Source organism: Pseudoalteromonas sp. 11L1 (genome assembly GCF_055397545.1).
The window spans coordinates 680,309-706,530 of sequence record NZ_AP041142.1 but is presented as its reverse complement, the minus strand read 5'-3'; the positions used below and the strand labels follow the sequence as shown (position 1 = coordinate 706,530).

General features: G+C 39.0%; 26 protein-coding genes and 1 pseudogene. 3 read left to right on the top strand and 24 right to left on the bottom strand.

From position 1 onward, the window contains the following. Positions 1-9 precede the first annotated feature (9 nt). From ACZ5WS_RS18810 to ACZ5WS_RS18800, 3 genes are all read right to left on the bottom strand, one after another. The gene (locus ACZ5WS_RS18810; protein ID WP_138605902.1) at positions 10-699 is read right to left on the bottom strand and encodes a response regulator transcription factor; all 690 of its coding nucleotides are present in this window, start codon (positions 697-699) and stop codon (positions 10-12) included. Positions 700-906: 207 nt separating this feature from the next. Continuing rightward, entirely contained in the window at positions 907-4,062 is a 3,156-nt protein-coding gene (locus ACZ5WS_RS18805) for a M1 family aminopeptidase (RefSeq protein ID WP_464711842.1), read from the bottom strand. Further along, the gene (locus tag ACZ5WS_RS18800) at positions 4,053-4,925 is read right to left on the bottom strand and encodes an ABC transporter ATP-binding protein (RefSeq protein WP_464711840.1); all 873 of its coding nucleotides are present in this window, start codon (positions 4,923-4,925) and stop codon (positions 4,053-4,055) included. Before ACZ5WS_RS18800 ends, ACZ5WS_RS18805 begins: the two co-directional genes overlap by 10 nt. Before the next feature lie 226 nt (positions 4,926-5,151). Between ACZ5WS_RS18800 and ACZ5WS_RS18795 the strand changes: the two genes are divergently transcribed. Together ACZ5WS_RS18795 and ACZ5WS_RS18790 are read left to right on the top strand one after the other, a co-directional pair. Next, entirely contained in the window at positions 5,152-6,651 is a 1,500-nt protein-coding gene (locus ACZ5WS_RS18795) for a sensor histidine kinase (protein WP_464711838.1), read from the top strand. Between the two features lie 2 nt (positions 6,652-6,653). Next, positions 6,654-7,328 (top strand): LytR/AlgR family response regulator transcription factor, encoded by a 675-nt coding sequence (locus tag ACZ5WS_RS18790; protein ID WP_464711836.1) that lies wholly within the window; start codon positions 6,654-6,656, stop codon positions 7,326-7,328. Here ACZ5WS_RS18790 and ACZ5WS_RS18785 read toward each other — a convergent pair. The 3 genes from ACZ5WS_RS18785 to ACZ5WS_RS18775 are packed head-to-tail and all read right to left on the bottom strand — an operon-like array spanning position 7,325 to position 8,963. Next, positions 7,325-7,924: an SGNH/GDSL hydrolase family protein gene (locus ACZ5WS_RS18785; RefSeq protein ID WP_464711835.1), complete on the bottom strand. Its 600-nt coding sequence runs from the start codon at positions 7,922-7,924 to the stop codon at positions 7,325-7,327. The genes ACZ5WS_RS18790 and ACZ5WS_RS18785 overlap by 4 nt on opposite strands. 2 nt (positions 7,925-7,926) lie before the next feature. Then, positions 7,927-8,451 carry a DsrE family protein gene (locus tag ACZ5WS_RS18780; RefSeq protein ID WP_464711833.1) on the bottom strand — a complete coding sequence of 175 codons (525 nt, stop codon included), beginning with the start codon at positions 8,449-8,451 and terminating at the stop codon, positions 7,927-7,929. Positions 8,452-8,498: 47 nt separating this feature from the next. After that, the gene (locus ACZ5WS_RS18775) at positions 8,499-8,963 is read right to left on the bottom strand and encodes a flavodoxin family protein (RefSeq protein ID WP_464711831.1); all 465 of its coding nucleotides are present in this window, start codon (positions 8,961-8,963) and stop codon (positions 8,499-8,501) included. A gap of 98 nt (positions 8,964-9,061) precedes the next feature. Here ACZ5WS_RS18775 and soxR point away from each other — a divergent pair. Further along, positions 9,062-9,515 (top strand): annotated as a pseudogene (soxR, locus tag ACZ5WS_RS18770) (redox-sensitive transcriptional activator SoxR). A 13-nt stretch (positions 9,516-9,528) separates the two neighbouring features. Here the strand turns inward: soxR and ACZ5WS_RS18765 are convergent. The 18 genes from ACZ5WS_RS18765 to ACZ5WS_RS18680 all read right to left on the bottom strand — a co-directional run bounded on the left by ACZ5WS_RS18765 (position 9,529) and on the right by ACZ5WS_RS18680 (position 26,041). Beyond that, complete coding sequence (locus tag ACZ5WS_RS18765; protein ID WP_464711829.1) at positions 9,529-10,695, bottom strand: lipase family protein; 1,167 nt, start codon at positions 10,693-10,695, stop codon at positions 9,529-9,531. A gap of 27 nt (positions 10,696-10,722) precedes the next feature. Further along, a complete protein-coding gene (locus ACZ5WS_RS18760; protein WP_464711828.1) occupies positions 10,723-11,124 on the bottom strand; it encodes a DUF6795 domain-containing protein in 402 nt (133 codons plus the stop codon). Positions 11,125-11,257: 133 nt separating this feature from the next. Next, positions 11,258-11,767, bottom strand: coding sequence for a DUF6795 domain-containing protein (locus ACZ5WS_RS18755; RefSeq protein ID WP_464711827.1), 510 nt, complete (start codon positions 11,765-11,767; stop codon positions 11,258-11,260). A 179-nt stretch (positions 11,768-11,946) separates the two neighbouring features. Further along, a complete protein-coding gene (locus ACZ5WS_RS18750; RefSeq protein WP_464711825.1) occupies positions 11,947-12,732 on the bottom strand; it encodes a hypothetical protein in 786 nt (261 codons plus the stop codon). A gap of 60 nt (positions 12,733-12,792) precedes the next feature. After that, positions 12,793-13,059, bottom strand: coding sequence for a hypothetical protein (locus tag ACZ5WS_RS18745; RefSeq protein ID WP_464711823.1), 267 nt, complete (start codon positions 13,057-13,059; stop codon positions 12,793-12,795). A 56-nt stretch (positions 13,060-13,115) separates the two neighbouring features. Next, the gene (locus ACZ5WS_RS18740) at positions 13,116-13,688 is read right to left on the bottom strand and encodes a hypothetical protein (RefSeq protein ID WP_464711822.1); all 573 of its coding nucleotides are present in this window, start codon (positions 13,686-13,688) and stop codon (positions 13,116-13,118) included. Between the two features lie 38 nt (positions 13,689-13,726). After that, the gene (locus ACZ5WS_RS18735; RefSeq protein WP_464711820.1) at positions 13,727-14,314 is read right to left on the bottom strand and encodes an SEL1-like repeat protein; all 588 of its coding nucleotides are present in this window, start codon (positions 14,312-14,314) and stop codon (positions 13,727-13,729) included. Beyond that, entirely contained in the window at positions 14,308-15,081 is a 774-nt protein-coding gene (locus ACZ5WS_RS18730; protein ID WP_464711818.1) for a ChaN family lipoprotein, read from the bottom strand. Before ACZ5WS_RS18730 ends, ACZ5WS_RS18735 begins: the two co-directional genes overlap by 7 nt. A 3-nt stretch (positions 15,082-15,084) precedes the next feature. Continuing rightward, complete coding sequence (locus tag ACZ5WS_RS18725) at positions 15,085-15,384, bottom strand: hypothetical protein (protein ID WP_464711816.1); 300 nt, start codon at positions 15,382-15,384, stop codon at positions 15,085-15,087. Between the two features lie 9 nt (positions 15,385-15,393). Further along, positions 15,394-15,750: a hypothetical protein gene (locus tag ACZ5WS_RS18720; RefSeq protein ID WP_464711815.1), complete on the bottom strand. Its 357-nt coding sequence runs from the start codon at positions 15,748-15,750 to the stop codon at positions 15,394-15,396. 193 nt (positions 15,751-15,943) lie between these two features. Beyond that, positions 15,944-16,330, bottom strand: a complete 387-nt coding sequence (locus ACZ5WS_RS18715) for a hypothetical protein (RefSeq protein WP_464711813.1) — start codon at positions 16,328-16,330, stop codon at positions 15,944-15,946. Positions 16,331-16,339: 9 nt separating this feature from the next. After that, complete coding sequence (locus ACZ5WS_RS18710) at positions 16,340-21,076, bottom strand: RHS repeat-associated core domain-containing protein (protein ID WP_464711811.1); 4,737 nt, start codon at positions 21,074-21,076, stop codon at positions 16,340-16,342. Then, positions 21,076-21,921 carry a hypothetical protein gene (locus ACZ5WS_RS18705; protein WP_464711810.1) on the bottom strand — a complete coding sequence of 282 codons (846 nt, stop codon included), beginning with the start codon at positions 21,919-21,921 and terminating at the stop codon, positions 21,076-21,078. The genes ACZ5WS_RS18710 and ACZ5WS_RS18705 overlap by 1 nt, the downstream gene beginning before the upstream one ends. After that, positions 21,918-22,943 carry a hypothetical protein gene (locus ACZ5WS_RS18700; protein ID WP_464711809.1) on the bottom strand — a complete coding sequence of 342 codons (1,026 nt, stop codon included), beginning with the start codon at positions 22,941-22,943 and terminating at the stop codon, positions 21,918-21,920. Before ACZ5WS_RS18700 ends, ACZ5WS_RS18705 begins: the two co-directional genes overlap by 4 nt. Positions 22,944-22,945: 2 nt before the next feature. Next, a complete protein-coding gene (locus tag ACZ5WS_RS18695; RefSeq protein ID WP_010389361.1) occupies positions 22,946-23,236 on the bottom strand; it encodes a PAAR domain-containing protein in 291 nt (96 codons plus the stop codon). A 38-nt stretch (positions 23,237-23,274) separates the two neighbouring features. Continuing rightward, positions 23,275-23,634 (bottom strand): hypothetical protein, encoded by a 360-nt coding sequence (locus ACZ5WS_RS18690; protein ID WP_138605866.1) that lies wholly within the window; start codon positions 23,632-23,634, stop codon positions 23,275-23,277. Beyond that, complete coding sequence (gene tssI, locus ACZ5WS_RS18685) at positions 23,634-25,487, bottom strand: type VI secretion system tip protein TssI/VgrG (RefSeq protein ID WP_138605863.1); 1,854 nt, start codon at positions 25,485-25,487, stop codon at positions 23,634-23,636. Before tssI ends, ACZ5WS_RS18690 begins: the two co-directional genes overlap by 1 nt. Before the next feature lie 74 nt (positions 25,488-25,561). After that, positions 25,562-26,041, bottom strand: a complete 480-nt coding sequence (locus ACZ5WS_RS18680) for an Hcp family type VI secretion system effector (RefSeq protein WP_138605861.1) — start codon at positions 26,039-26,041, stop codon at positions 25,562-25,564. Between the last annotated feature and the right edge of the window lie 181 nt (positions 26,042-26,222).

The following is a 26,222-nucleotide window of genomic DNA, read 5'->3' as shown; positions in this document are numbered from 1 at the left end:
CCTTTTTATTTAATTATCTAATGGAAGTAATACCGAAATGTAGCGCTGTGCCCAATTTGCAAGCTCTATACGATTACGTGATTGAGTCTTTTTAAACGCACTATAAAGATGAGTTTTCACTGTGTGATCACTAATATTGAGTTTGTTCGCTATTTTATCGTTACTCGCACCCTGCGCTATTAATTGAATCACCGATTTTTCACGTTTGGTTAAGTTTTCGTAATCCGATTTACTAAGCACTATGTCGTCATGCAGTAAATTGTTAGATGAAGCTGCATTCAATATATCTTTGAATGCATCAGAAATCACTTTACGGGTAAACCATAGCTCGCCGTCGGTTATTCTTACAAGCGCCTTAAAAATATCCTCTGCAGCATCTGAACTATAAAAAACACCATTGAAGTGATTTAATAATAAGTTTTTCTCACACACAGCATTTGGCTCAACGTTAAATAAAATCACCTTATTTTGCTTAGCTAAACAGATTAGTTCGGCAGGGATTAATGAGTGCCAATCTTTATCCGCACCATCAACGAGATAAAGTTCAAAGGTTTGACGTAACTCGACTTTAGGGAGTGAGTCATCCATTTTTATTTCATTAAAAAGCGCTTTTAAAGTGCTTATAATCGTTGTATAGCAAAATGAGTGAGAAGAAGATTTAGGTGTTGTTTTAATAAAGGCAAATTTTTTACTTAACATAATTACCATCCCTGAAACAATTTCATTACATTACCTAAATCAACTACAAAACACAATGCTCTTTTGGTATACCTTCGTAGTGGAGTACTCTGTAAAGCAATTAAGTCGAACGGCCAACACCCTCTCGCCATCACATTATGCGAAGTACAACACGTTTAGTTAAAGCAATTTAGAGTCAACTCCAAGCCGCTGGCGACTTGAAGATTGTCATATCTCTAAGAACAGCTTATCAATTAAACTACTTAGCTGTGGATTAACTTGCTCTTTTAACGCAAAAATAAAGTCCATTGAAGTAGCAGGCATATTAGGGTGAGAATGATTTTCCCATACTAAGTTAAGTGCCTTAATTATCGCTTCATCGCCTATTTTTTTCCTTAGTTTTGCAAATACAATAGTGGCTTTTGAGTATTGCTCATAGCTTTTTGTTGAATCAATCAATGCCATTTTTTCGGTAATATCCATACGTGATACTTGCTCGTAACGCTTTGTTTCGTAATCGACCAAAGCGTTCATAGCGGCCTTTCCGTCATGTCTTTCTATTACCACCAACTCAATATATTTGGCCATCGATTCAATTAGAAAGGCACTGTCAGCAGACACACTATTGCCAATTTCGTGGCCAAACCATTGATGCGCGGTTTCATGCACTGCACGGCGATAACGCTGATCAAAACCGGCATCATCGCTTGGCCGAGCCCTAAAGCCGACGGTATCTTCAACTAATATTATTTGTGGTAAAGCATAGCCAGTGCCCCCAAAAGGTGGGGCCGCAATTATGCTCAATTGCTTTGGTTTGTAAGCAACAATATTATTTTTAAACCAATCAAGTGTGTCCATCATCGCTTGAAAATTAACAGCAATTGCATCTGAACGCTCAATCAGCTGTTGTTTTTTTGCAAATACTTGTAACGTAACACCATCATGCTTTTTAGTTGCAGCAGTAAAAGGCACTGACAGCCAAGCAGGTAAGTTATTAATTTCAGTTAATGTTTTAAACTCAAATATCTCACGGCCCTGCTCACGTTGATGTGTAATTTGTTTGCCCTGCGTCACAACTTGATGCCCCGATGCGGTTGATATTTTGCTCGACATCGTTATACGCTCATAGTGTTTAGGCCTTTTTTGCTGTTCATTAAATAATGTTGAAGCTAAAGGCCGTGCCTTTTGTTGCAAACCATATTGAGCGCGTAACTGTGTATCGGTAAGCTCATAATTGACTTGATAGCCAATGGTTGGCAACGCAGGAACCGCACGAATATAACTAAATTCAGGCGTAATTATTTGATGCCCACTAGCAGGCCACAATGTTGTTTGATGAATATCAAATTTTGTGGTTAATTGTCGTGTTTCATGAGGCTTTAATGCAATATCAAACTCATAAACAGCTTGATTTAAGTCAGGATAAAACGCAATTTGGGTCGCACCAGCAATCTTTACATTCGTCCATTTATAAAAACCTGCCCTGCCAACTAAAATTTGCTTAATAGCCGTTGGGTGAAGGTTTTCTAAGGTGTACGTTAGATCAAACTTAACAAACTGTTGATGCGGGTAAAAATCAATATTTGCATCAATATGGCTAACTTGAGGTTGCAACTTATGCTGCCAATCTACAAAGTTTTTTTCATAATTGGCTTTAAACGCTTCACGTTTATGCGAATTGGTAAGCGGTTTTTCATCAACCAAGCGTAGATGTAATTGCACAAATAAGCCAACGCAGAGCAACACTGGCATTATTAGCCATGCATCTTTTCGCACAACCGCACGCCTATCAAACCCCGCACCGCGATGACTAAATACACACGTTAGCAATATAAAACTTATACCGGCCAGCAACCACACCTGCATATAAGGCCAATAACTGCTGATACTTGCCCGGTAACCCCAAAACTCACTCGGCGGCTGCAATGGCGTCCAAGCTAGGCTCCAAAATGTGTGTGTGAGTCCTAAATAAGTCATAACGGGTGTAAATTTTAGCAACAGCATCACAAAAACGATTGCTCCTGCAACCAGTGTTGAGCGAAAAATATTAAATACACATACCGTTACCCAGCCAATTAGCATCAGGGGCAGTGACGATAAACACAAAACATATACATGGTCGTAAGCGTCATATTGGCTATCAATAAACCATTGCGCTAAAGAGGCTCCCACAAAACTCATTATTGAAAAAGTAATAACCAAAGTAGCCAATACCAATAATTGACTATATAAAATAGTGGCCGTTTTGATAGGCGTAGCAGCAATTAGCTCAGCCATATTAAAGCGCCGTGCATAGCAACTGATTTGCCAGCTCCAAAGCACCATCAGCAAACACCCAAACAGTATTTGCATATCAAATGCATAGTGACTAATTGCATCGATACTGGTTGTTGCATTGATTACACTCAATGGCTCAGCATAAGCAGCAGAAGAGGCTACGCTATTAAACACCATGAATGGCCAAGCTAAAAAAACTATCCATGTTATTGGATGCTTTAACACATTGAAAAGCGCTACTTTATAAAATGTGATAAATATCGCTAGACCATGACTTTGTGCAGCCGCAGGTCGGTACGAGGCATTTGCTACCGTAACGGGTTGTAGCTTGCTCACTGCACTTTTTACTGGCTTACTAAACGAGTTAGACTTATTACTTGCAACAGCGCTAAAATAAATAAGGCTTGTGAGTAATAATATCAGCACCCGATTAAAAGCGACAATCCAGCCTTGTGGTTCACTAAAGCTAGCTATAATCGCGGTGTATGCGAAAGGGTCTAACCATATAAACAGTTGATAGCTAGTTTCACTGATAATACTACTGCCCGCCAGTATTGGGTTACCAGTAACACTTGCAAGTAGTAAGTAGCCAATCCATAAAACTGCAAATATCACATAATTCACCAAAGCACTGCTGAACTTTTGACAAAACCACAGGGCAATGACACTGAGCAAACACGCATTAGGAAACAACATAAAAAGGCTATTAACAAACAGTAGATTAATAATATGCCAGTCAAACCCGTTACTGAGTAACTGTGTTACAACCACCAGCATACTAATAAACGCAATCGCAAACACACACATCACCAAAGCGCTCAAACGTAACCAAGCTCGCTTTCTAAAAGTAATAGGAGTCGCTGCTACAAGCTCGTGCATATTGTGTATTTGATCACGTAAAAAAATTGTCGGTGCAAGCGCGCCTGTCAGTAAAGCTAGTTGCATCATTTGTAGGGCAACTAGGTGCAGCTTTAACTGGTTTATCGCATCGCTTCCTTCAACAGCTAACCCTGCTGACAATGTATACGCAAACAAAGGCGCTGCTAAAAAGCACAACCAAAGCAGAGACTGACGAGTGATGTAACGCAGTTCATTGATCAATAACATGCGTGACACCCTCTTGCTTTCAATTCATAAAAATAGCTATCTTGCAGTGTCGCTTCTGCGGGTATCGCACTTTCAGCAGGGGTCGTTGTAGCATAAACACGAAATGAAGGTTTGCCGTACCGATAACTTTTGCTTAGTACCAAACTTTCTTGCGGTAGTTCACTAGGCAGGGTGTCTAGCAGCCATACACATCCATGCAATGGCTTGATAAGGGCGGCTACTTCACCACTTTGAATTAGCTGGCCTTGGTTAATCATTGCAACAAAGTGACACTGATTTTCTATGTCTTCTACAATGTGCGTAGATAACAGCACTAGGCGTTGTTTACTAATCGTCACCAATAAATTATTGAGACTTTCGCGCTCAGCAGGGTCAAGCCCTGCGGTTGGTTCATCTAAAATAATCAGTTGAGGAGAACCTAACAACGCTTGTGCAATACCAAAACGTTGTTTCATCCCACCCGAAAAGTGGCTCACCTTTTTATTTGCAAACGAAGATAAATTTAATAGTGTCAAAAGCTCCTCTATTTGCTGCTTTCGATCTTTTTTATTGAGTCCCTTTAACGTTGCAATATGTTCTAACAATGCAATACAACTCATATTTGGATAGACGCCAAATTGTTGCGGTAAATAGCCCAGCTGTTTGCGCATCTGTTCGGGATGTTGCAGCACATTTAAGCCATCAAAATTTACCTGACCATTATCCACACTTTGCAAACACGCTAGGGTGCGCATTAAACTTGATTTACCCGCCCCATTTGGTCCAAGTAAACCAACCATGCCAGCAGGCAAATGAACCGACACATCATTTAAAGCGTGCGTGCCATCTGGGTATTTTTTATTTATATTTGTAAGTGTCAGCATCTATTGCGTTCCTTAATTGACGAATAGTCACATTAAGCAACACCTTCCAAATCAGCTAGCAAGTAATGATCAAAGCCTATAACTAAGGGATAAGAGTAACGATTGGCTGCTCATCATTAAAAACCTTACTTTCATCATTATTTGTGGTTTTTTAGCAACGTAAAGATGTGTTAATAATGTTTAAAGGGTAAAGTAGTGTGAAGTTAAAATTATATTAAGGTGAAATGTGCAGACGGTTATTTCCTTTTTATCAAAACGGATTAAGGTAAAATATGTCATTGCCTTATTGCCGTTATTGGCTGCCATTTTACTTGAAGCCCATATTCGCTTTCTATCGTTAAGGCTCAGCTCAACACCGCTTTACTTACAAATAAACCTGCAACTTCTTTTAATATGCCTGCCTTTTTTAATCGCCCATGCAATTGCATTTCAACAGCCATTAAGACTAGCCTTAATGAGCTGGCTGTTAGGTTTTATTGCTTACCCTATCTTGATATACGCGCTCGGTGTGCTGCTTCCACAATTTGCTCAATGGCACTATTTAGCACCGCAAGGCTGGGCCTTATGTACGGCAGCAAGCCTAACATGGCTGATATCTCAACGTGTTGTCACTCAGCCTTCACTCAATAGCAAACGGCTAAGTTCATTAATATCATTGGATAATGTAGTGTTACTCACTCTTTTGGGCTGGTGTTTTCTAATGGCTGGGGTACTCAATACACATGAAGACCCACTATTAAATCAACCATTTAATTTAATTTTTGATCCAAGTAAAGTCGTCTCGCAGTTTGGTCAATTTATCACTTATTTTTGGCAACTAGGCGTTTATACTGCAATTGTTTACGGGTTATATTTATTTAACCGATACTTCCTCATTCGCCACTTGCTTGCTGTTCACGGCGTATTTTTGTTTGTAGCCGTTTGCGTTATTGTAATGCTGGTATTAACACCTTTGTTGATAGCTGCCGTTCTATCGTTACCCATTAATGACTTACCCCACGGCGTTGCTAACCTCACACCAAGTGGCGATCAAAATATTTTTAGTAAGTTTAATTATCAGTTTATGCTGCTTTTTCTTGTTATAAGTACCCCGATTATTTTGGCGTTTGAGCGTCAACAGCAACAAAGCAAGTTAAATGAAGTCGCTAAACAGCAAACTCAAACCGAACTAAAATTACTCCAACAACAAGTGAACCCTCATTTTTTATTTAATACATTAAATAATTTATATGCACTTACGCTGACAAAATCAGAACAAGCCCCTCAATTAGTACTACATTTAGCAGACTTACTACGCTACACAGTGTATGAAGGGCAAAAGTCATCCGTGCCACTGGCAAAAGAGCTAGACTACCTTAAGAATTTTATTGAATTACAAAAAATAAGAAGTGCGAATAAGTGTAAGTTTAACCTTGTTTGGCCGCACAATTGTGACGACCTCAAAATCACACCGCTGCTGTTGATTATTATTGTTGAAAATGCCATAAAACATGGGGTTGAGCCCGCGAGCGACAAAACACACGTATCAATTAAAATAACAATCAATGACAATGTTTTAACGCTTTATTGCACCAACCCAATACCCGCTCGAGTAGTAAAAAAAGAACATGGGATGGGGCTCGCTAATTTACAAAAACGACTGCAACTTTTATACCCTAATAAACATTCACTAATAACCCATAAGCAAGATGCAATGTGGCAAACAACACTGACCTTGGAGCTGTAAAAATGATAAGAGCCATTATTGTTGATGACGAGCCATTAGCGCACCAAGTCCTACTGCATCATTTAACTGCACACTCCAATATAAATGTAGTAGGTCAATACTATAGCGCTAAAGATGCCTTATGTGTGCTTGCCAAGCCGGGCATTGATTTAGTGTTTCTCGACATTAATATGCCAGAGTTAACAGGCCTTGAGCTATTAAAAGCACTTGCTAACCCGCCGCAAGTAATTATCAATAGTGCCTATCAAGAGTATGCTTTAGCTGGCTTTGATTTAAATGTTACAGACTACTTGCTCAAACCCGTTTCAGCGCCGAGGCTAAAGCAAGCTCTCAACAAAGTGTGTCAACGTGCGGCACAGCCTTTAGACCAACAGCCCCAATATATAACGCTTAAAGTAGACCGAGAAAAACGAAAATTCGTGTTAGACACCATTGAATATATTGAAGCTTACGGTAATTATGTAAAGTTGCATCAAGCGCAGAATACCACGCTTGCCACAGCGACACTTAAGCAACTGAGTGAACAGCTAGCAGATACATTTATACAAATTCATAAATCGTATTTAATTAATAAAAACAAAGTGACTGCGGTTAATCATGAGAATGTTGAACTAACCACAGGGGCTATTGTTAAAATTGGCAAATCATATAAAGAACTCTCTCGCACACTACTTTAAACAAAGGGTAGTAGCTGCTTTGCAAGGCGCTTATGTTCTTCAGATGGCCAATGAACCCCCTCACTTTCACAAGCAGCAAGAAGTGAAAAGCCATCGATAAACACACATGCCTGGCGTTCAGAGACAGCTTTAAATTCAATAGATAATTGTTCAGCTTTTATACCTGCACCTGCGTAAATACTTTTATAACTTCCCACTTCATGAACCTTGGGCGGGCTCAATATGATTACTTTTGGCTGTGCGTTACCGTGATAAAACGCTTTAATGGCTAAAATCAACTCCTCAAGCGCTTTGCTAATATCGATAGCAGACAGTGCAAAACGGGCTTTTAAATCATTGGTGCCAAGCGCAATGATAATGACATCCAACGGCTGCGCCTCAAGGTAAGGTTTTAAATACTTTACGCCTGATTTATCGCCGCTAAATGACGGGTTATTCACTAAGGTACGATTAGGCTGCCCAGCTTCAATAACGAGGTGCTCTGTACCTAACAGCTCTGCCAATATGCCCGGCCAGCGTTCATGCGCAGGCAGCCGCTTTCCATCAACGGGTGATGTACCAAAGGTATTGGAGTCGCCAAAACAAAGAATATTCATGTTTAAAACGGATTCAACGTATAGCCTTGTTGCTGTAACTGCGCATGCGCGGTCATCGCTGAAAGCGCCATTTGCACTCCAGGTATTAGTTGATCAGCCTCCACTTTCATATGCGTTGCCGACTGCCCGCATACATATACCTGCGTGTTATTAGCAAGCAGCTGTTTAATTAAAGATTCGGTTTTGTTATCTTTTTCAAACCGAGCTTTATAATCACTGTTTTTCAGTACATCAACGCTGGCTCCACCATGTACCACCAGCGCAAGCTGAATATTTTCTGGTTTTACGCCGTGAGCCACATGCATATTAATAAATCGCGCTAACGAATTAATATGATTATTTTGCACGCCCTTTTCAGCGCCTTTACCTACATCAAAAGCTATCTTGAACTGTGCTTGGTTTAAATCAGACACATGCTCGGGCACATTATAAAAATAACCATAGTCTTTAATAACAGGCGCAGGCTCTGCTGCAAGAGTACTAAAGCTAGCCAAAAGTAAGCTTGAGCCAATAAGTAACGTTTTCATACATCATCCTTTTTACTTTTTGTTTAGCCTAACGCTATTTAACGTGATTAACTAGCCTGAACATGTGAATGTGCTTTGAAAGTCATTCCTAAATAATTAAAGGTATGTTTAAACATATCGATAAATGCGTCTGGCGCAGAGGGAGATGCAGCATTAGACAACAGTGAAAACTGTTTTTGTCGTAAAGCTCTAAGTTTCGGTTGTAACGCCTCATCATCCATGTAATCAGTAATTCTATCCATAAACGCTTTCATTTGTGGCGTGGTGTTATACCAATAAATAGGTGACGCAATTACCCAATGTTCGTAACGAAGTAACACTTCAAACAAATTATAAAAATCATCATTGTGATACTGCTTATCGTAGCGATAAGGTGAAATAACATAATCATCTAAGCAAAAAACAATGCCGCTTTGTTGCTTACTATAGGCATTAACTTGCGCGGTAGTATTGCCATTTTTACGTCCACTTGAATATATGATTGCGATATTGTGTGCTGATTTTTCTTGCATTGGGTTAGCTCCTTTTCTTATGATGGAGCAAAGCTTAAAACCTCAAGTTAAGTTCAGGTCAATAAGAAATAATTTAATTTTTAAAAGGAATTAAAGTGATGGCGGTACAAAAAAAGCTTACTGAAGCCAACTTAACGGTTGGGTTTGTCGCTAAACGCAGTGGCGTTAAGGTATCTGCACTTTTACGAAAATAAAGGGCTAATACGCAGTTGGCGAAACAGTGGCAATCAACGACGCTTTAAACCAGATGTACTAAGGCGAGTAGCAGTTATAAAAGCAGCACAAGCGATGGGGATCACGCTAGAAGAAATTAAACAAACTCTGGCAACGTTACCAGAGCAGCGTACACCAACACAAAAAGACTGGTCTGCACTCTCAAAACAATGGCAAAAGAAACTTGATGAGCGTATTGCTTATATGCAACGTTTACGTGAACGGGTTGATGGCTGTATTGGCTGTGGGTGTTTATCAATGAGTAAGTGCCCTATTTATAACAAAGACGACCACTTAGGTGAAACCCAAAGTGGTGCCATTTTGTTAGAGCGAGATTAAGGCTTATAAAACCTTAATCTAGACCATTTAAGCCTTCTCGTGCTGCGCGATATAACGCCCCTAGAGTTGAGTCAAATACCGATTTTATAAAACTGTAAGTCAGCTCTACAGCTTTGCTAATAACTTTGCCAGCAAACACTAGCATGTGCCCGAGTAAACCTAAGGTTTGTGTTGCAAATGAAGCTGACGCTTTGGCTATTTTATCAAGCGTTCGCGCCAGCATATCGTAAAAAGTTAAACCTGTACCTATGGCTGCTTGCGCCGCAACAGCACTGTAGTAGCCCGAATCTTTTAATAAGGTAACTAACGCAGCGCCAAGTTTATCTGCCCAATGCGAACTAAATGAAGCTTGATTTCTGTCTTCAAACTTCAAACGTACCGGCGTGCTTAAAAAGTGGTTTGCTTTTACAGTTAAATTACCCCAATCATTACTGTTTGCAGTATTAACATAGCCTGGCGTACCACTTAACTTGTGTGCTGCGCCTTTAAGGCCCTGACCATTATCAAGACGAATTTCTTGGCCATTGTAGGGCGCATGTGAAAATGGCCACAAAGGCACTTTTGTAACTGGATCAGCGCCGTGTGTACAGCGGTATATTTTATCAATACGAGAGGTGGCAGCGCGTGAAAAGTTATCAAGCCCCACTCTTGGTGAGCCGAACGTATATAATTTAACCGGCAACGAATACTCTGCTTTTATCCAATCGGCTGAAAGCGTAGCCAATGCACCACCTAAACTATGACCAACAATGTGCACACAGCCGGTCATTTTATCTCTTATATTTGCAGCAACGAACTCTTGTAGTGCAGGTTTCATACTATAAAAGGTTTTATTAAACCCAGCATGTACCATACTGCCGTTAGAGCCACCGCTTAAACCAAAGTGCGCATCTGTTAGGCCATCTCTAAGAGAAGCCGTCCCACGAATAGTGATTACTGAATCACCTTGAAATGAATTTTTACCGTGTGCAACAAGGCCAAACCCAGTACTTAAACCAAATAAATGAGAGAAAAACCCGCCTGACACACCTTGTATGGACCTATTATTGATAGAAAAATCAAACTGATCTCGTAAGGATACATGCAATAGCCCATTTAATAGTTTTGTATTTTTTAATTCTTTAGCATCATAAGCAAGTGATGCTAATTGGACTGCCTGAGTAGGTGTTAACGTATTCATTTTAAATCCTTTTATTGGCTTTAAACGTTAGAGCTTACAGGTGGTAAAAACTGCAAATGTATGCTGTTTATCATTTTTAGCAGCTATATCAAATGTTTCTGGCTCATTTGCGATATCACAAACCAAATTACTTAAGTATTCGGTTAGCGTATCTTTATGCTCGTAAGGAAATAGCCTAACTGCCCAAATAGTAACTTCCTTTGCATTCTCATCTAATGTGTATATGTGTTGTATAACAGATTCGTTGTCGAACATGTTTGATGGCTTTGATGTTTTGATAACTTTTTTAGGGAAAGAAAAACGACCATCACTACTTGTTGTTACTTCATCAATATATTCATCGCCATAATTTAGTCTACGAAATACCTTTTTACCAGCAACAGGTTGCTCATCAAAAAGCAAACGCCCTTCAACTGGAGCTGATAACACAAAATCTTCCTTACTAAAAAAACTAAACATATTTGCAAAAACCTGTGTTGTAGTAAATAAAATTAGAATAGCCACAACTGCAATGAGTAATGGTAACTTAAACCGCTCCATCAAAAATATAATCTCCAAGAAATCAAATGCATGCACCATATATCGTAAAGAAGTGCTCTGGCGCTTCTTCTATAGGTATGTCGTATGTTTGTGGCTCTTCGGCAATATCACACTCTAAGTTAGCGGGTAAGTTTTTTAGGGTATCACTCCCCTCGTGCATAGACACGGTTATGTACCAAAGAACAACGCGCTCAGGCGTACCATTTTCTAAATAAACATGCTGAACCAGTGATTCATTATCAAACATGTTAGTAGGCTTACTCGTTTTTATAGATTTTTCTGTGAAGGTAAAAAAACCATTATCATCGGTTATTGCTTCATCTTTATATTCATCACCATAAGTAAGCACACGTACAACCTTAGTATTTGCAATAGGCTGCCCTTCATCTAATAATTGCCCTTTTACCGGAGCCGATAAAACAAAACTCTGCTTATTAAAAAAACCAAATATATCTGCACAAGCCTGTGTTGTAGTCAAAATAATAGTAATAGATACAACTACCAAAAAGTAAGCTTTAAAACGCGATAACAAAATATACAAGCTCCCAACTATTAAACTCAAGATACACGTGTCGTATTGCTATTTAATGACGTTTAAACTTTTAACTATATTAGTGTTAATGAAATTGCCATTTCAACTAAAATTTATTCTAATTGGGTACAAAGCGCACTGCAAGCATTTAGAGCAAAAAACAAGCAATAAATCATTCCCTAAAAAAACAATTCATAAACCAGCTTACATATAATGCTAAACCCAAGTCCCATCATTAATATATAGCCATATAAAATAGCAATAGCGCCACCCGATGCATCCCCTATTTTGTCTATTTCGATACATGTAGAACACACTATAAAAAAGATAAAAAAGTTAGCAATTAAGCCTAATATATAAGCTTCGCCAAATAGTGGGGAAATACCGACTAATATAGCGCTTAGCATAATAAGTATGCCTGAAAGCGCCTCCTTTAAAGAAAACTTGTACTCAATAATTTTGAGCACTAAGGTCACTACCATTAATGCTAAAAAATAAACCGTAGGTTTAAACTGGCTATACAAATAATCCACACTAAACATTTGGCTAATCGTCAATGAGGGCTCTTTAACTGGGCTAAAATCTTCTGTTATCGCGCTTGAAGCGTCATCGGTAAAAAAATACGCAGCCGCAACAATAATTAACTTTATCATTCCAAAAAAGATAAAACTGGCGACCATAAACCCTATTGAATCGTCTCTGGTCAATCGCTTGTTTGCTTTGCTTTCTACAATTTTAGCTAGCAATACACCCAATAAGCACACACTACCTAAATAAAGCAGCGCGACCCAAAACTGATCAAGATAAAAAACCGATAAGCCAGGGGCAATAAATAAAAACATTGAATCTTCATTATCTAACGAGCTTTTGGGCTTAACACTGTATTTTGACTGTTTAAATAGTGCTAAATAAACAAATAATGGCTGTAAAAACAGCATTAAAATGCAGGTGTTTATAAGAGTCATTTATCATCCTTGATTACAGCCAATACACTGCGCCGAGAGTATTGGCAATTACGAAACTAATTAAAGGTTTATTTTTTTCAGGTAGGTTTTAAGCTTTAATAAGCCTGACTCAAGCTCAAACTTTTGTATTTTAGGGTTTTTAAACTTAAACCCGTTTGAAATATGAGTATTGATCATCGTCGCCATGCCTTCAAACCCCGCAGGCGCAGTTGCAACTAAATCGCTCAGTAATGGCTGAATAAGCTCTTGATGCTCTTCAATTTTGGTTGGATCCTCGTAAATATCGTATACAAGGTTGGTTAGTGTGTTTTGGTGTTGTTGTTCCATAATAATTCTATAACGCCTTTAGTTTAGCGTTTATAGCTCCTTTTTGGATTTGATATTTAATTGTTCATTGCTGCTACGGCATTTTCTTTTAATGTTTTAGCTAAAGTATCAGAGCCATCGTCTAGCTTTTGATCTATCACATATTGCGCATTAATAATAACATTTGGCCAATCTTCAAGCTTGGTATAGATTTTTGCTAAATCGTAATGAATCGACCTTAACAGAATTGGATATGGCTCTTCTGCCTGAGTTAAAAAAAGCTCATATAAACGTGCGGCTTCCTTTAAATCTTCCTCAACAAACAAACCACCATCATAAAGCCATGCAAGCCTGCGAATAGCCAAATTTTCATTTTTCAGCACACGGCGCTTTAACTCGTTAACATAACGGGAACCGTCCCCAGTATGATGGCCAATAAAAAGCAGTGCACCATAAACACCCATGTCGTAAGCTTTTTCGCACCACTTCTCAAGCTGTCTAGGCGCGTACATTAAGCTTTTTTGACATTGAAGCATCACTGTATTTTTAGACAAGTCAGGATTGTTGATATCAAGTTCTGGCCATAAAGTTCCGGCATTACTAATTAAGCTAAAAGTAAACAGTGCACTAATTAATATATACTTTGTCACATGACTTCCAAGTGAAAAGCTAAATACGCGTAAAAAACTCACAAATAACTTTCTTTCAAAGATGTTTCGGCCTCATCTCGCCATCTCTGTGCAAGCTCCCTACGACCTTCTCTTTTTGCATTATCAATTACATATTGAGTATGAGTTATTACTTCATCCCACATACCCAGCTTTCTATAAATTGTGGCTAACTCAAAATGTGTAGAAGTTTTAAGTGTAATTGCTTGGTTATTTTCTTGTTCTAGATAAAGCTTATATAAGCGTAAAGCTTCACTTAAATCTTTTTTAACTAAACGGCCGCTTTGGTATAACCAAGCTAATGTATTAATAGCATTAGCTTCACCTTGTTCAATTCGAATATTTAATTCATCTAAATAACGAGAACCATCCCCAGTATACATACCAATATAATACAAGGACTCCAAGTGACCAATTTCGTAAGCTTTTTCACACCATTCTTCTAATTTGTTAGGTGCATGCATATAGCTTTTTTCGCATTGCTTAGCTGCAATTTCAACGGTTAAGTTCGGATCATTAATATCTATATTCGGAAACATGGATGCTTTAGTATCCATAGAAGTAAAAAAACTAATTGCTAACGCAAGTGTAACTAGTACTTTTACCATTGGAATGATCCATCATTATTAATACGCTTTTCTGGTAGATGAACTTGAAATGACTTAACCGTACTTTCATACGGAAAGCCCTCTTTGTAGAAGTATTGTCCTTTCAAAGTCTCTTGTTGGCTAGACATCCCCTTACATGGCCTGTCGCTGTAACAAGATAAGCCACCAATAAAATCAATAAAACGAACATTTTGAATACCGTGCTCTTTAATTAAAGAATCAATACCTATTTGATACTTTAAATTCTTAACTGCGTGCCATCGACTCATAAAAGCAACAATTTTATTCTGCTTAGATCTCTTGAGGATTGTAGCTAAATTGTAAGCCCAAAGATCGTTTCTAAACGTATGCGCATCAAAACATTCCCCAGTCACGGCTTTTTTCGATGGGCATACACTATCCATTACTTCCATCGTTTCTACAGAAACATCCAATGCAACTATCCTCATTCCTGCATTGCGTGCCGCCTTTACCAGCTCACCATAGGCTTGAGGAGTAAAATCACCATGTGTCCAATATTTATCAAAATATTGCTGTATTATGTTAAAGCCTTTACCTGTTCGTTGATACAGTTCAATTTTTTCCTGCATCGAGCTAGGCAGCATTTCTATAGCAAAATGTGTAAAACCCGCAGCCTTTAACTGCCTAATCGCTTTTATAGCCTCATATTTATAGCCAGCAGCACTATGGCTCGATTCGCCTAACATAACTAAACGCGCATTGCCCGCCATTGTTCTGTAATTTACATCCGTGTTTATTTTATTCATTACCTATCCTTGTTTTTGCTCTAAATTTTCAAAACACCATCTATAAAATTCAATAGCGTTATTATTCTCAGAGCTGTAAGGAGCAACTGCATATTCATAGCTCATTGCAAATAAAAGCTCTTGTGCAGAGAAGTTACATTCTTCACCTTTTGAATAACACTCCTTAACTTCACGCCATAGTGACATTGCACGACTAACATACTCATCACCCCATTTTTCTTTAAACTGCGTGCTGGGGTTGTTTTTTAGCGTAAATGAAGCAACGTCTTGAAGTGTTAAGTGGGTCGTATTTATATACATCATAATAAATAATTAGCTTTTCGGTAACTTACAATCCAGGTTTTCTAGAGCAGAAATCACTGAAGAGTCAGGTACTAAGCAATGCACTGAAACCAAATGTAAAATAGATGAGTCTACAATTAAATTTATTTCTCCATTGGGGATTCTGTACTCATATTTGGATAAAACTTTATTTTCCTCATGTAATAAAAAGTTTTTTTCATTACATATAGGACAAATTGCTATATGGCGTCTTTTATTAATTACCTCTGCCTTATCTAGAGCATCCAAAAACCATTCCAAAAAAACTTCTTTCTCTATATTTGATTTAAACTCATTACTCATTAAATCTAAATTTACCCAAACATCATTAGTTTTACGTGAAATCATATTCCATACCTCTTTTCAAAATTTAAAAACGATATTATTTCACCAGTCCAATTTTGAATAAAACTCATAAATAAGTAATCAAATAAATAGAATACTTTCTTTTCATTTGAAAAATTATCTTCTCTATAAATGCAATAGTTCCTCTAAGAAAGATAAAATATTTCCTCATTATTTCAATTACTAAATCTCAAAATTACAAGTCTACTTCAATTATATTTTCTATATTTGGGGTCGATTCTAAAAATAACTTCCATTCGAGAAGGGCGTTTTTCAGCTGTTGCGTAGTTAAAACTTGAAAGTAGCTATCATCAAGTAAAGAATAAATTTGTGCGTTCTCAATTGTAAATTCAGCTCCCCACCTTTCGCGATCCCAGTAAAAAGAGGCACATTCACTAGTTAAAACAGAATTTAATCTTTTTATACCTTCCTCAACCCAATCAATAGTATCATTGTATGGTAATCCGCCATCATCCATGAGAAGACTAGATAGGATACTTTTACCATCGTTATTCTCTGTAATTGAAGAGCAAACTGGATAAATAGAATCAACATCTCTTTTCCAAGAAAAACTTATTTTCATAATTAAACCTTAATATAATGGATAAACAGTAGTTTTTGGTTCTAACCACCCTTTTACTTTAATTCCGCTGGGCGTTGTTCCTGTCCACATTTCGCCATCAATAACTTTATTTTTATAAGCAATATCAACTTCTACTTTGATTCTATCAGCAGTCCATGAATCTGGAAACATTGTAGATACACCTCCACCATTTGTTTTAGCTAGATATTGACCTTCATTAGAAGGGTCAAGTACTTCTATTTTTGCTTTATATACACCATGTTCATTTGGGACTGACTTAGTTCCTGATACTACTCGAATACTTCCATTACAAACTGAATGCCCACCTACAACTTGAATTCTTGACCCTTTACGCTTAATTTCAGCATTTAAAATATGTCCATCAAAGTCTATAGGAGCAGTTATATTAACAACCGCTTCTGATGCCTTCATATTCATATCAATATTAGTACGCTCTAATTCACTTATGCTTTCTGTACCTGAACGCTCATTAAAGTTCCTTTTCTCTGCGTCGCCTTCTTCAGTTAACGCCTCCCATTTATCACCCTTCAACTGCGAGTACTGTCCTGACTCTTCTTTAAATATGCCTTCTTCATCATGAATAATATTCGAATTTTCATGCCCATCAATGTAAGTACAAGCAGCCCAATGGTATTCCCCCATATTCTCAGCTAACAGCTCAGATATGTGCTTGCTTTCAGAAACCTGAATTGAATTAGATGAAATATTTAAACTTCCACAATTTGGATGCAGCATATACCCTGGGATTACATCGCCTTCAGTGTATACTTTTTTGAAAACACCATTTGAAACAGTACCATCTTCAATTTTGCTGCCCAGATCATCAGTAATAGTTGCACCATCCCATGAGTAAACTGTTAAGCTGGCTCCCATTGGAACAGTCGCAGGCTTAGTAACATCTATCGAACCGTGTCCTGCAAATACATTTTTCTTCTGACCGTCTTTACATGTCAACCCAAACGGATCCACCCAATTAACGGGATTCGGTGCATATTGATAGTGGTTTATCCCACCCACTAAACCAATCGGGTCTTGGTTTATAAAGCGCTGTTGTTTGGGGCTGTAATAACGGTAGCGGTTATAATGTAAGCCACTCTCTTCATCTAAATACTGCCCTTGAAAACGGATTGGCTGAGTAAAGCTATTTTCTTTACTAAAGTCAGCTTCGGCTTCAAGCTCTTCATAGCCATACACATTGGCTTGGTTTTCCCATACTACTTCTGCTTTATTATTGGTTACAAAACGTGGGGTATTAAGTTGGTCTAGGTGGTAATAGTACACCTCGCCTTGTTTAATCAATGCGACTGGATGAAATTGGTTTGGCAGGTTGATATACCAGGTATATTCACCCTGTTGGTATTCGCCAATTAACTGGTCGTTATCCCAAATGTAGTCAATTTTGCCCTGCTCGGTGTGCTTGGCGATACGGCGCCCGAGTGGGTCGTAGTCGTATTGAGTAAGCGTGCCGTTGTTGTTAAAGCAACTTAATTGATTGAATGCGTTATATTCACGGCGGGTTTTTATGCCTTTACCGGTTTCGCGTATTTGGTTACCAAATTCATCATAATGAAAGTCGCTGTCGCCAAAGTGAGTTAGGCGGTCGGCATCAGTTATGCCTGTAATAACATCATCATTATCACTTAGCTCACTAGCAAGCGTTGCTGACTTTGAGTCACTATACTCACTGGGAAGCACATTATTTATGTTAGCTGACTGACTGCTTTCAATCTTATTACTGGCGTCACTAGCATCGCTATCATCATTGTGCTGAGTAGCTTGCTGTTCGGCTAATTCGTTATTTTGAATTTTTGACTGGCTAACTGGGTTACCAAAGCTATCCCACTGGTATTGCGTGGTTGCATCAACCTCAGAACTTACTAGGTTTTGCTGAATTAACTGACCAAGGCTGTTGTACTCAAAATTAATATTGTGGCTGCTAACGCCTTGCTCTTTACGCGCAATAAGTTGGTTTACGCTGTCGTAATTGTACGTACAGGTATCAAATAGTGCTTGCGCAGGATGGGTTAACTGCTGCTGTGTTAAGCGGTTAAATACATCAAATTGTTGAGTAAGGGTTACATCATTACCAAATTTTTGCGTTTGAATATTACCTTGACTGTCATAGCTAAGCACTGCAAGTTCAACAGCCGTGCTATTGGCTTGCTGTAAGTGAATGCCACTCAATTGACCAAATTTATTATAACTGTAATTCAGTTTGCTTGAATCTGGCAAAGTCAGTGATTGCCTTCTGCCGTAGTCGTCGTAACTGTATTTTAAGGTGTGCGCTTGTTGCTGATTATGTACTTGCTCAGCATGCAGTAACCGCCCGCCTTTATCAAACTGCTGCTTTAAGGTTGATTGTGCATTATGCGCACGGGTAATTTTACCTTGCAGGTTATAGCTGTAGTAATTGGCGTTATTAACGATGTGAGTATCGGTTGCCAAACTTGCATGCTGCGCAATCACGCGGCCTAATTTATCACGCTCTATTTTCACATGGCGTTTATCACTTTGTGTAACCGAGGTTAAGCGGTTGCAAGCATCGTATTTATATTGCTGTAGCGTACCGTCAAACCCAGTTACTTGAGTTGGGTTTTCGTTAGCGTCATAGCTTATGCGGTATACATGGCCGTCGCTGCGCTCAATAGCGGTTAGGTTGCGCTCTTTATCGTAAGTTAAATGCAGTGCACTGCCATCGGGCTGAATAACACAATGTGGCTGGCTTAGCCCTTCAAAGTGTTGCTCGGTGGTATCACCCTTACTGTTTTGCGAGCTAATTAACCGCCCTGCATCATCGTAACTAAAATGTTGATGCTGTTTGTTCTCGGGGTCTTTTTCGTCAAAGGCAATAGTTTGCGCAAGCTGGCCGTGCTCATTGTATTTATATTGAGTCAGCAAACCTGCGTTATTAATGGTGGCATTTACACGGCCTAAACTGTCGTAGCTATAACGAATAAGCTCATCGTTATGGTGTTTGGCTAAAAGCTCGCCTTGCTCGTTCCATACAAATTTAGTGACTTGACCATCTTTATTTATGTGTTGGGTTAGCTGGCCAAATTTGTCATAGCTGTAAAGTACGGTGCGACCGTCGCCAAAGGTTTCACTTTGCAGTAAACCCGCTACGCTGTATTTACGTGTTATTGTTTGACCATCAGGCAAGGTGGTTAATACACGCTGACCCAATTGGTTGTAAGCAAATTTAGTGACACTGCCATCTGGCTGCGTTATTGATTCTAACTGGCCGTAAGGGGTATAACTGTATTTTATTTCACTGCTATCAGGTTTTATTTCAGTAACTTTTTGACCTTGTGCGTTATAGCGGTATTGCCACACATTACCATTTGGATCGGTGTGCTTAACTAACTTACCTTGCGCGTTATGTACAAAGTGTTCTTTATGCCCACGCGAGTCTATACAGGTTGTTTCACCAGCGTTTAAATTATATTCAAACTGATATGTATAGGTGTTGTTATCGCCCCATTGTTTTATACATTTAGCACTTGATGAGTAACTGTCCCATTCAAAATGATGGCTAAAACCACTGGCACGAGTACGCTTAGTTAATAAGTTAGCGGCGTTATAGCCATAATGCTCTGTTTCACCTTGCTGATTGGTCGCGCGAACGAGGTTTTTGTTTTCATCATAATCATATTGCGCAAGTAACGGCGTAAGTAATACTGGCTTGTTGTTATCACCTGTACGATAAGCTGAAATGTTTGCCAGCAATCCTTGCGGGTTATATTTTAAAATACAGCCACGCGCTTTATTTACCTCAACGCGATGCAAGCGCTCTTTAGCATCGTAATAAAAACCAATACTTTGGCCTTTTTCATTAATAACTTTTTCGAGCAACCATGAGTTCTCGCCGGCTTTAAACGTAAGATGCTGATCATCTGGGGTTACCAATACTTGCTTACCATTAGTTTGGTAATGCAACGCCAAATTACTACTTAACTGATAGCTCGATTGCCCCGGTTTTACTTTTTCAAAGCGGTGTTTAGCGCCATGCTCATCTTGGTATTCTAACCAATAGGTACCCTTTTGTTTTGGACCTACTTTAGGTGGCGGTAAATAGTGCTCAGTTAGCTGCACCATGAAGTCATGTCGCCAACCATTACCCATCACATTACACACATCTGAATGCGATGAGCGGTATAGGCGTCGCCAAATTAATTGTTTACTGCCTGCCAGGGTGAAATCAATAAGCGGCAGTATTTCTTCACCCGAAAGCATAGAAACTGGATCAGAGCGACACTCTTGTTGGGTGATAGGTTCTTCACTGGGAGTATTATTACTTGCACCGCCACTATTTTTAGCCGGCGCTTGAGAGGCACTTTTACCTGAGGCTGTTGAACTGCTCTTACTACTTGGCTTTTTACCTGCTGCGCCGCTATTGGTGTTATCACTTACCTGAATGGCCGACTTAGCTTTTTGGTGATAACAACTAATTTTATCTGCAACCAAAGCTTGGGTTAATACACTCGCGGTTTCACGGGCTGACGCACCGCGCGAACAGCTTACTCCTGCAAGGTTAAGCAAATTAATAACGTCTAAACGTTTAGCTGCATCGCTTGTAAGCGCACTGCCGACTTGTGCAATTTGATTTTTGGCACTTTCCGGCGTGTTAGCTGCTACAGCAACAAAGCCCGACGGCGCAGAACCTTTACCTGCGACGAGGCAAATTGGGTAACTTATTCCCTGTAAAACAACGGTATTACTTTGCATTAGCTGTGTACTTCCTCACTTATCCATAAGTATGATGCTGCACCTTGATGCTTAGCTTGCTCCTGTGAAAGCATTAATGCATAACTAAAATGCTCAACAATTGCAGGGCTTGTAGTTAATTGGTACAAATTAACCAACCCTTCTAGTGCGCCTATTTTCCCTAATTTATAATTGGGTAGTTCGTAATATGTGTGCTCATCAATTAAGCTAGTAAGTAGCTGTAAATTGTTTAGCCAACTATCATCGTCTACCCCATTTCCTGGTGCAAAAATTAGATCTATCTTATTCTCTGTTTGTTCAGCTAATCGCGTAAGCATACCTGCAAGCTGATTATGTTTGCTAAAATCAATAGATGCTGCAATTTCATGGCTTACCTGCGACCACCCGCAAGGCACCATTTCAACTACAGCCAACGCACCACCTACACCTTGATATACAAACTGCTGCTGTTTATTTGCTTTAAAAGTTGCATCTAAAGCAATTACATTAAATTTTTGCCATTTTTTTTCACCGGCCAAAGCTATAGCAGAGTGTGCACCTGTTGATCCATGAAAAATCAGCTCGTTGCTATGATCGGGGTATAACTGTTGTAAGCTCTGAGTTAATAACTGTTTTAGCTCATCTTGAAATGATAACGCTGGAAGTAACCAAATCATCGGCAATGTGCTGTCTGTGACTTCTGCCATTAATTCTTTAGATTCAATTATGCAATCGTAAACACAGGCATCCCAAGACTGCCATTGCAGTTCATTAAAAACAGCACTGTTATCGTCAAATAATAATGCATCTACGCTGCTAATATTTGGGGCAGAAAAGCATACCATCTCTATTGAAAATGCACTCATGATGCCACCTCGTCCTGAGCTTTATTGGCAGCGAGGTGTTGATAATAGCGATATAAGTTAAACACCCCTTGGCTATAGCTATCCATGGCTGATAAATAAATGGCATTAGGCACTTCATCAAGAGGCTGTCCTGCAATCAATCGTAAACTCGACATGGCGGTTTCATATTTAGGCCAGTTATGTTTTAACTGCTGCTGAAAATTTATTAACGCGCTTTCATCGCCTTGCCAAGCAAGTCGTTGAATATCGTACTCAACTAGCTGATCGAGTTTATCACCTAACATGCGCCTTATTAGCGCAATAATTAACGCGGGTTGCTCTACCTGTGGTAGCAAAGAATTAGCTAAAACAATCAGTTTTACAAAACCGCTTTGTAATAAAATATGCAATGTTTGATCAACCGATAAGGTATTACTGGCATGATTGCTTAAGCTGTTTACTTGCTCAAAATTTAATGACAACAAAAATAACGACATTAAGGGTGATAAATGGGCTTGCTCACTTAATGCATCAAAAATAGCCGTTAATATCTGTGGCTCGTGGTGCTGCGCAAGGCTGGTAATTTGATTTATAGTGACCAGGGTTTGCGGGGGAATTTCATCATCAGCACTGTAAGCAAAAAACAAGGTGTTTAAATTTAATAGCCGAATTAAATTAAAGCTATGCTGTTGAATAACCACTTTATTTATAATGATTTTAAAAAAAGCACTCAGCGCTGGCTGATTAAGCAATTCATTTATAAATATAATATTTTTATTTTGTGGCAAGTTTGCCATGACTTCAATACATGCTTGGGCAACTAATTCATCGTTTTTAGTGTTAGTTATTATTTCGACTAGTTGCTCAGTGGTGGGCAATTCAAAATTATTTTTTTGATTATTGTTTTTTGCGGTTACCCAGCAGCTTTCTAATAGGGTTTTTCTTAAATAGCGAACATGACCTACACACGTAAACGGGCACAATTGAGCGTTACTAATTTGTAGTAATTGTGCTTGATGATCACTTAAATAGGTCGCTAGCAAAGTTAACCACCAATTAAAACTGTTGGATTGCCCACAACGATTTTTCCGCCGTGGCCACTATCATCGCCCATTCTGGCCGCGGGTTTGCCATTAATTTTAACGCTCCCCGAGCCTGTTTTTACGCTATCTGGCGGGCCAATACACACTATCATGTCGCCTTTACGCGCCGCGGGCATGCCACCTATTAACACATTGCCAGAGCCGGCAACTATAGGTCCACCCACATGTGGCACTTTAGCGGTCACTTTAGGGCATACATGCATATGACCAATTGTAGCAGCGGGTTTACCCATTTTGACTCCTTGTCGTATCTTTGCTTGTTTATGAAAGACTATTCATACAGTGGAATAATTAGTAGCTTGTTAGTCGTTACTAATAGCGAAATTTCTTCAATTAGCTCATCTTTACTGTGATCAGCAAGTGCCACTGTGCTTTGAGTTGCATATTGATATAAATTTGAAATTACATTTTCACTATTAAGTGAATCACTTAAATGAATAAAAAACTGCTGTGCATAATAGCCATTCATAGCTTTTAAATGACTTAAAGCAGGACTTAATAATGGATCATCTGGCCTATTTATTGGTAAACACACTAAATGCGGTAAACCATAACGGCAGTAAACAACGTGCCCGTTATTTGCAATGCCGTTTCTAAATCCTGATTGAAAGTTATTGACTATTTCCATCATTAATTTAACTTAATTACACCAGCAGATAAGGTAATGGCACTGCCATCTACTTTTACATTACTGCCTTTAATATCAATGTTTGTTCCTTCTATAGTGATATTGCCACTACTGCTCATTTTAATTTGCGCCGAGCCTGTTTTAATCACTATTTCGTCACCCGCTTCAATATTAAGTGTTTTACCTACTTTTAAGGTGTCGTTTTCACCCATTTCGGCAATACGGTTTTTTGTAACGTTAAGATTGTCGTTATTAAGAATTTCAACATTACGATCGTTATCTATTTTTTCGTTTTGATCGTTTTTAACGTAAAGCTGTTTATCTTTTTCGGCTTGCATATACACAAGCTCGCTGCCTTTTTTATCCTCAAAGCGCAGCTCATTGAAATTATCTGCTCCACCTTCTTTAGTTGAGCGAGTTTTAATACCGCTTTGCGTTTTTTCGCCCGGTAAAGCGTACGGAGGCATTAAGTCTGCGTTATAAACAGCACCACTTATAATAGGTTGATCTGGGTCGCCATTAATAAAATCAACCAGAACTTCTTGTCCTACGCGAGGGAAGAAAAATGCGCCCCACTTTTTGCCGGCCCAGTTTTGTGCAACTCGGATCCAACATGAACTTTTAGAATCTTTTTTACCTTCACGATCCCAATCAAATTGCACCTTTACGCGGCCATATTGGTCAATCATAATTTCATCGGCGCTATCACCCGTTACTATGGCTGTTTGTACACCATTGATAACCGGTTTCTTTTTGCTCACTTGCGCTCTGTATGGAATGTCTTTTGGCACACATTCAAAGTGGTTAGAATACACTTCTTCACTTGATGCTTGTGCAGCGCCTGATTGGTTTGGTACTACAATCGATGTCATCATCGAGGTAATAGCAAAGGTTTTACCTTCAAGGCGTGGGTCTTCATGTTTTTTGAAACTAAACAGTTTACCAACAGAAAATGAGCGGCAGTCACTGCGCCCGCTTGAGAGCTTCATGTCTCTTTGTAGTGACTCTAATTGTACAGATGCCAAATTAGCCGCGCGAGGATGACACTCTGCTTCTGCTGTATATTCAAAAATTTCTGATACCGATTGCGTGGGTAACTCGGCATTTGCTTGCTCTGCATCAGGGTAACGCGACGGCTGTTTAAAATCGTAGCCTAAACGCTTAAAGCTGCCTGGCGCTAAGCTTAATCCGCCTTGCCAACGCGAAACATGAGATTCGCTTAAATGGCCAGTTGAATGAACAACTTTAGCCTCACCACATGTTTCATAGGCAGTGATATCATCTGCCAAAACTAATGTATGGTTGCTTTTTGTATGCTCAAAGAAGTAAAAAATACCTTCACTTTGTAATAAGCGTTGGATAAAGTCAAAATCTGACTCTTGATACTGCACACAGTATTCGTATTTGGGGTAGGTTTTACTGGTTTTGTCTGAAAAAGCCACATTGTGTTGGCCAAACAAATCAGCAAATATATCTTTTATTGTTTTCTTTTGGAAAATGCGACTGTTTTTGCGATTACGCATAGAAGCGGCAAAAGGCACAATGGTAGCTTGATAATCAATGTAATTTTTTTGTTCGTCAACGTCCGCAGTGCGGCTGCCGTTAGAAACAAGCTGGCTCACAATACCGTGATAATAACGCTCTCCCCCACCCTCGGCATTTTTTACCTTTATCGATACCGGTTTGCCAACCAGATCTTCATGTGCGATTTGTTGGCCTATGGTGTACATATTGGCCGACATAACAAACAAATCTGACATGGCTTCTTGTGCAACGAAGCGTGTTAAATAAAGGGCGTCTTTACCAACAGGGGTACTAATTTGAATTACGTTTTTATCTTGTGTTGCTTTTTGCATTCCTTGCTTTTCCCATCCTGAAGATCAAAAAAAGCTCTGAGCATAAGCCCAGAGCTACAATCGGATAACAAATATTACATTTGTTGACCTTTAACACCGCTGTAACCATATACTAGTGGTGCAGTGATGTTGTTTTGATCGTCAGTTGGTGTAACAGTCATCATCATTTCAGTGTAGCTGATAGTGATTGTTTCAATTGGACGGTCGTTTTGAACTGATACTGAGTAGCTAGAGATCATGGCATCTGTAAGTTCGATTTTCATGATTTCTTCAACTTTATCACCTTGTTTAGTGATATGGAAAATAGCAGGTAGACCTTTACCAATAGTTGCTTCTTTGAAAAGATCCGGAGATGCTTTATCTTGAAGTTTAGTAATAGTCACATCGCCTAGACGAGTAGAGCTAGATTCACGGTCCATTGCTGTACCAGTCGCTGCACTAATCTCACGGCTAACGTTCCAATCTAAAGATAAAACTGTAATTAAATCTTTGAAAGACTCGGCAGTAGTTTCGCCTTTGATTGAACCGTATTTTAAATATGTATTTGCTTGCATTTGATAATGCTCCTTTTTATTAAACAATATTATCCATTATGTGGATTCGTTTACTTTGGTTACCCAAAATTCCTTGAAATCATTATCTCTAAAACAGCAATGAAAAGGTCTTCAGAATTCCTTTCCCTAGATGAAGACAATGTCTCAAAAATTCCATGTTTCTATATAAGACACACGAATT

Bases quoted from the DNA above. Each gene is read 5' to 3' on its own strand.
- ACZ5WS_RS18695 (WP_010389361.1), bottom strand. From the start codon at position 23,236: ATGGGTAAACCCGCTGCTACAATTGGTCATATGCATGTATGCCCTAAA.
- ACZ5WS_RS18800 (WP_464711840.1), bottom strand. From the start codon at position 4,925: ATGCTGACACTTACAAATATAAATAAAAAATACCCAGATGGCACGCAC.
- ACZ5WS_RS18680 (WP_138605861.1), bottom strand. From the start codon at position 26,041: ATGCAAGCAAATACATATTTAAAATACGGTTCAATCAAAGGCGAAACT.
- ACZ5WS_RS18790 (WP_464711836.1), top strand. From the start codon at position 6,654: ATGATAAGAGCCATTATTGTTGATGACGAGCCATTAGCGCACCAAGTC.
- ACZ5WS_RS18765 (WP_464711829.1), bottom strand. From the start codon at position 10,695: ATGAATACGTTAACACCTACTCAGGCAGTCCAATTAGCATCACTTGCT.
- ACZ5WS_RS18730 (WP_464711818.1), bottom strand. From the start codon at position 15,081: ATGAATAAAATAAACACGGATGTAAATTACAGAACAATGGCGGGCAAT.
- tssI (WP_138605863.1), bottom strand. From the start codon at position 25,487: ATGCAAAAAGCAACACAAGATAAAAACGTAATTCAAATTAGTACCCCT.
- ACZ5WS_RS18725 (WP_464711816.1), bottom strand. From the start codon at position 15,384: ATGATGTATATAAATACGACCCACTTAACACTTCAAGACGTTGCTTCA.
- ACZ5WS_RS18735 (WP_464711820.1), bottom strand. From the start codon at position 14,314: ATGGTAAAAGTACTAGTTACACTTGCGTTAGCAATTAGTTTTTTTACT.
- ACZ5WS_RS18775 (WP_464711831.1), bottom strand. From the start codon at position 8,963: ATGCAAGAAAAATCAGCACACAATATCGCAATCATATATTCAAGTGGA.
- ACZ5WS_RS18720 (WP_464711815.1), bottom strand. From the start codon at position 15,750: ATGATTTCACGTAAAACTAATGATGTTTGGGTAAATTTAGATTTAATG.
- ACZ5WS_RS18690 (WP_138605866.1), bottom strand. From the start codon at position 23,634: ATGATGGAAATAGTCAATAACTTTCAATCAGGATTTAGAAACGGCATT.
- ACZ5WS_RS18785 (WP_464711835.1), bottom strand. From the start codon at position 7,924: ATGAATATTCTTTGTTTTGGCGACTCCAATACCTTTGGTACATCACCC.
- ACZ5WS_RS18715 (WP_464711813.1), bottom strand. From the start codon at position 16,330: ATGAAAATAAGTTTTTCTTGGAAAAGAGATGTTGATTCTATTTATCCA.
- ACZ5WS_RS18750 (WP_464711825.1), bottom strand. From the start codon at position 12,732: ATGACTCTTATAAACACCTGCATTTTAATGCTGTTTTTACAGCCATTA.
- ACZ5WS_RS18810 (WP_138605902.1), bottom strand. From the start codon at position 699: ATGTTAAGTAAAAAATTTGCCTTTATTAAAACAACACCTAAATCTTCT.
- ACZ5WS_RS18805 (WP_464711842.1), bottom strand. From the start codon at position 4,062: ATGTTATTGATCAATGAACTGCGTTACATCACTCGTCAGTCTCTGCTT.
- ACZ5WS_RS18780 (WP_464711833.1), bottom strand. From the start codon at position 8,451: ATGAAAACGTTACTTATTGGCTCAAGCTTACTTTTGGCTAGCTTTAGT.
- ACZ5WS_RS18710 (WP_464711811.1), bottom strand. From the start codon at position 21,076: ATGCAAAGTAATACCGTTGTTTTACAGGGAATAAGTTACCCAATTTGC.
- ACZ5WS_RS18745 (WP_464711823.1), bottom strand. From the start codon at position 13,059: ATGGAACAACAACACCAAAACACACTAACCAACCTTGTATACGATATT.
- ACZ5WS_RS18705 (WP_464711810.1), bottom strand. From the start codon at position 21,921: ATGAGTGCATTTTCAATAGAGATGGTATGCTTTTCTGCCCCAAATATT.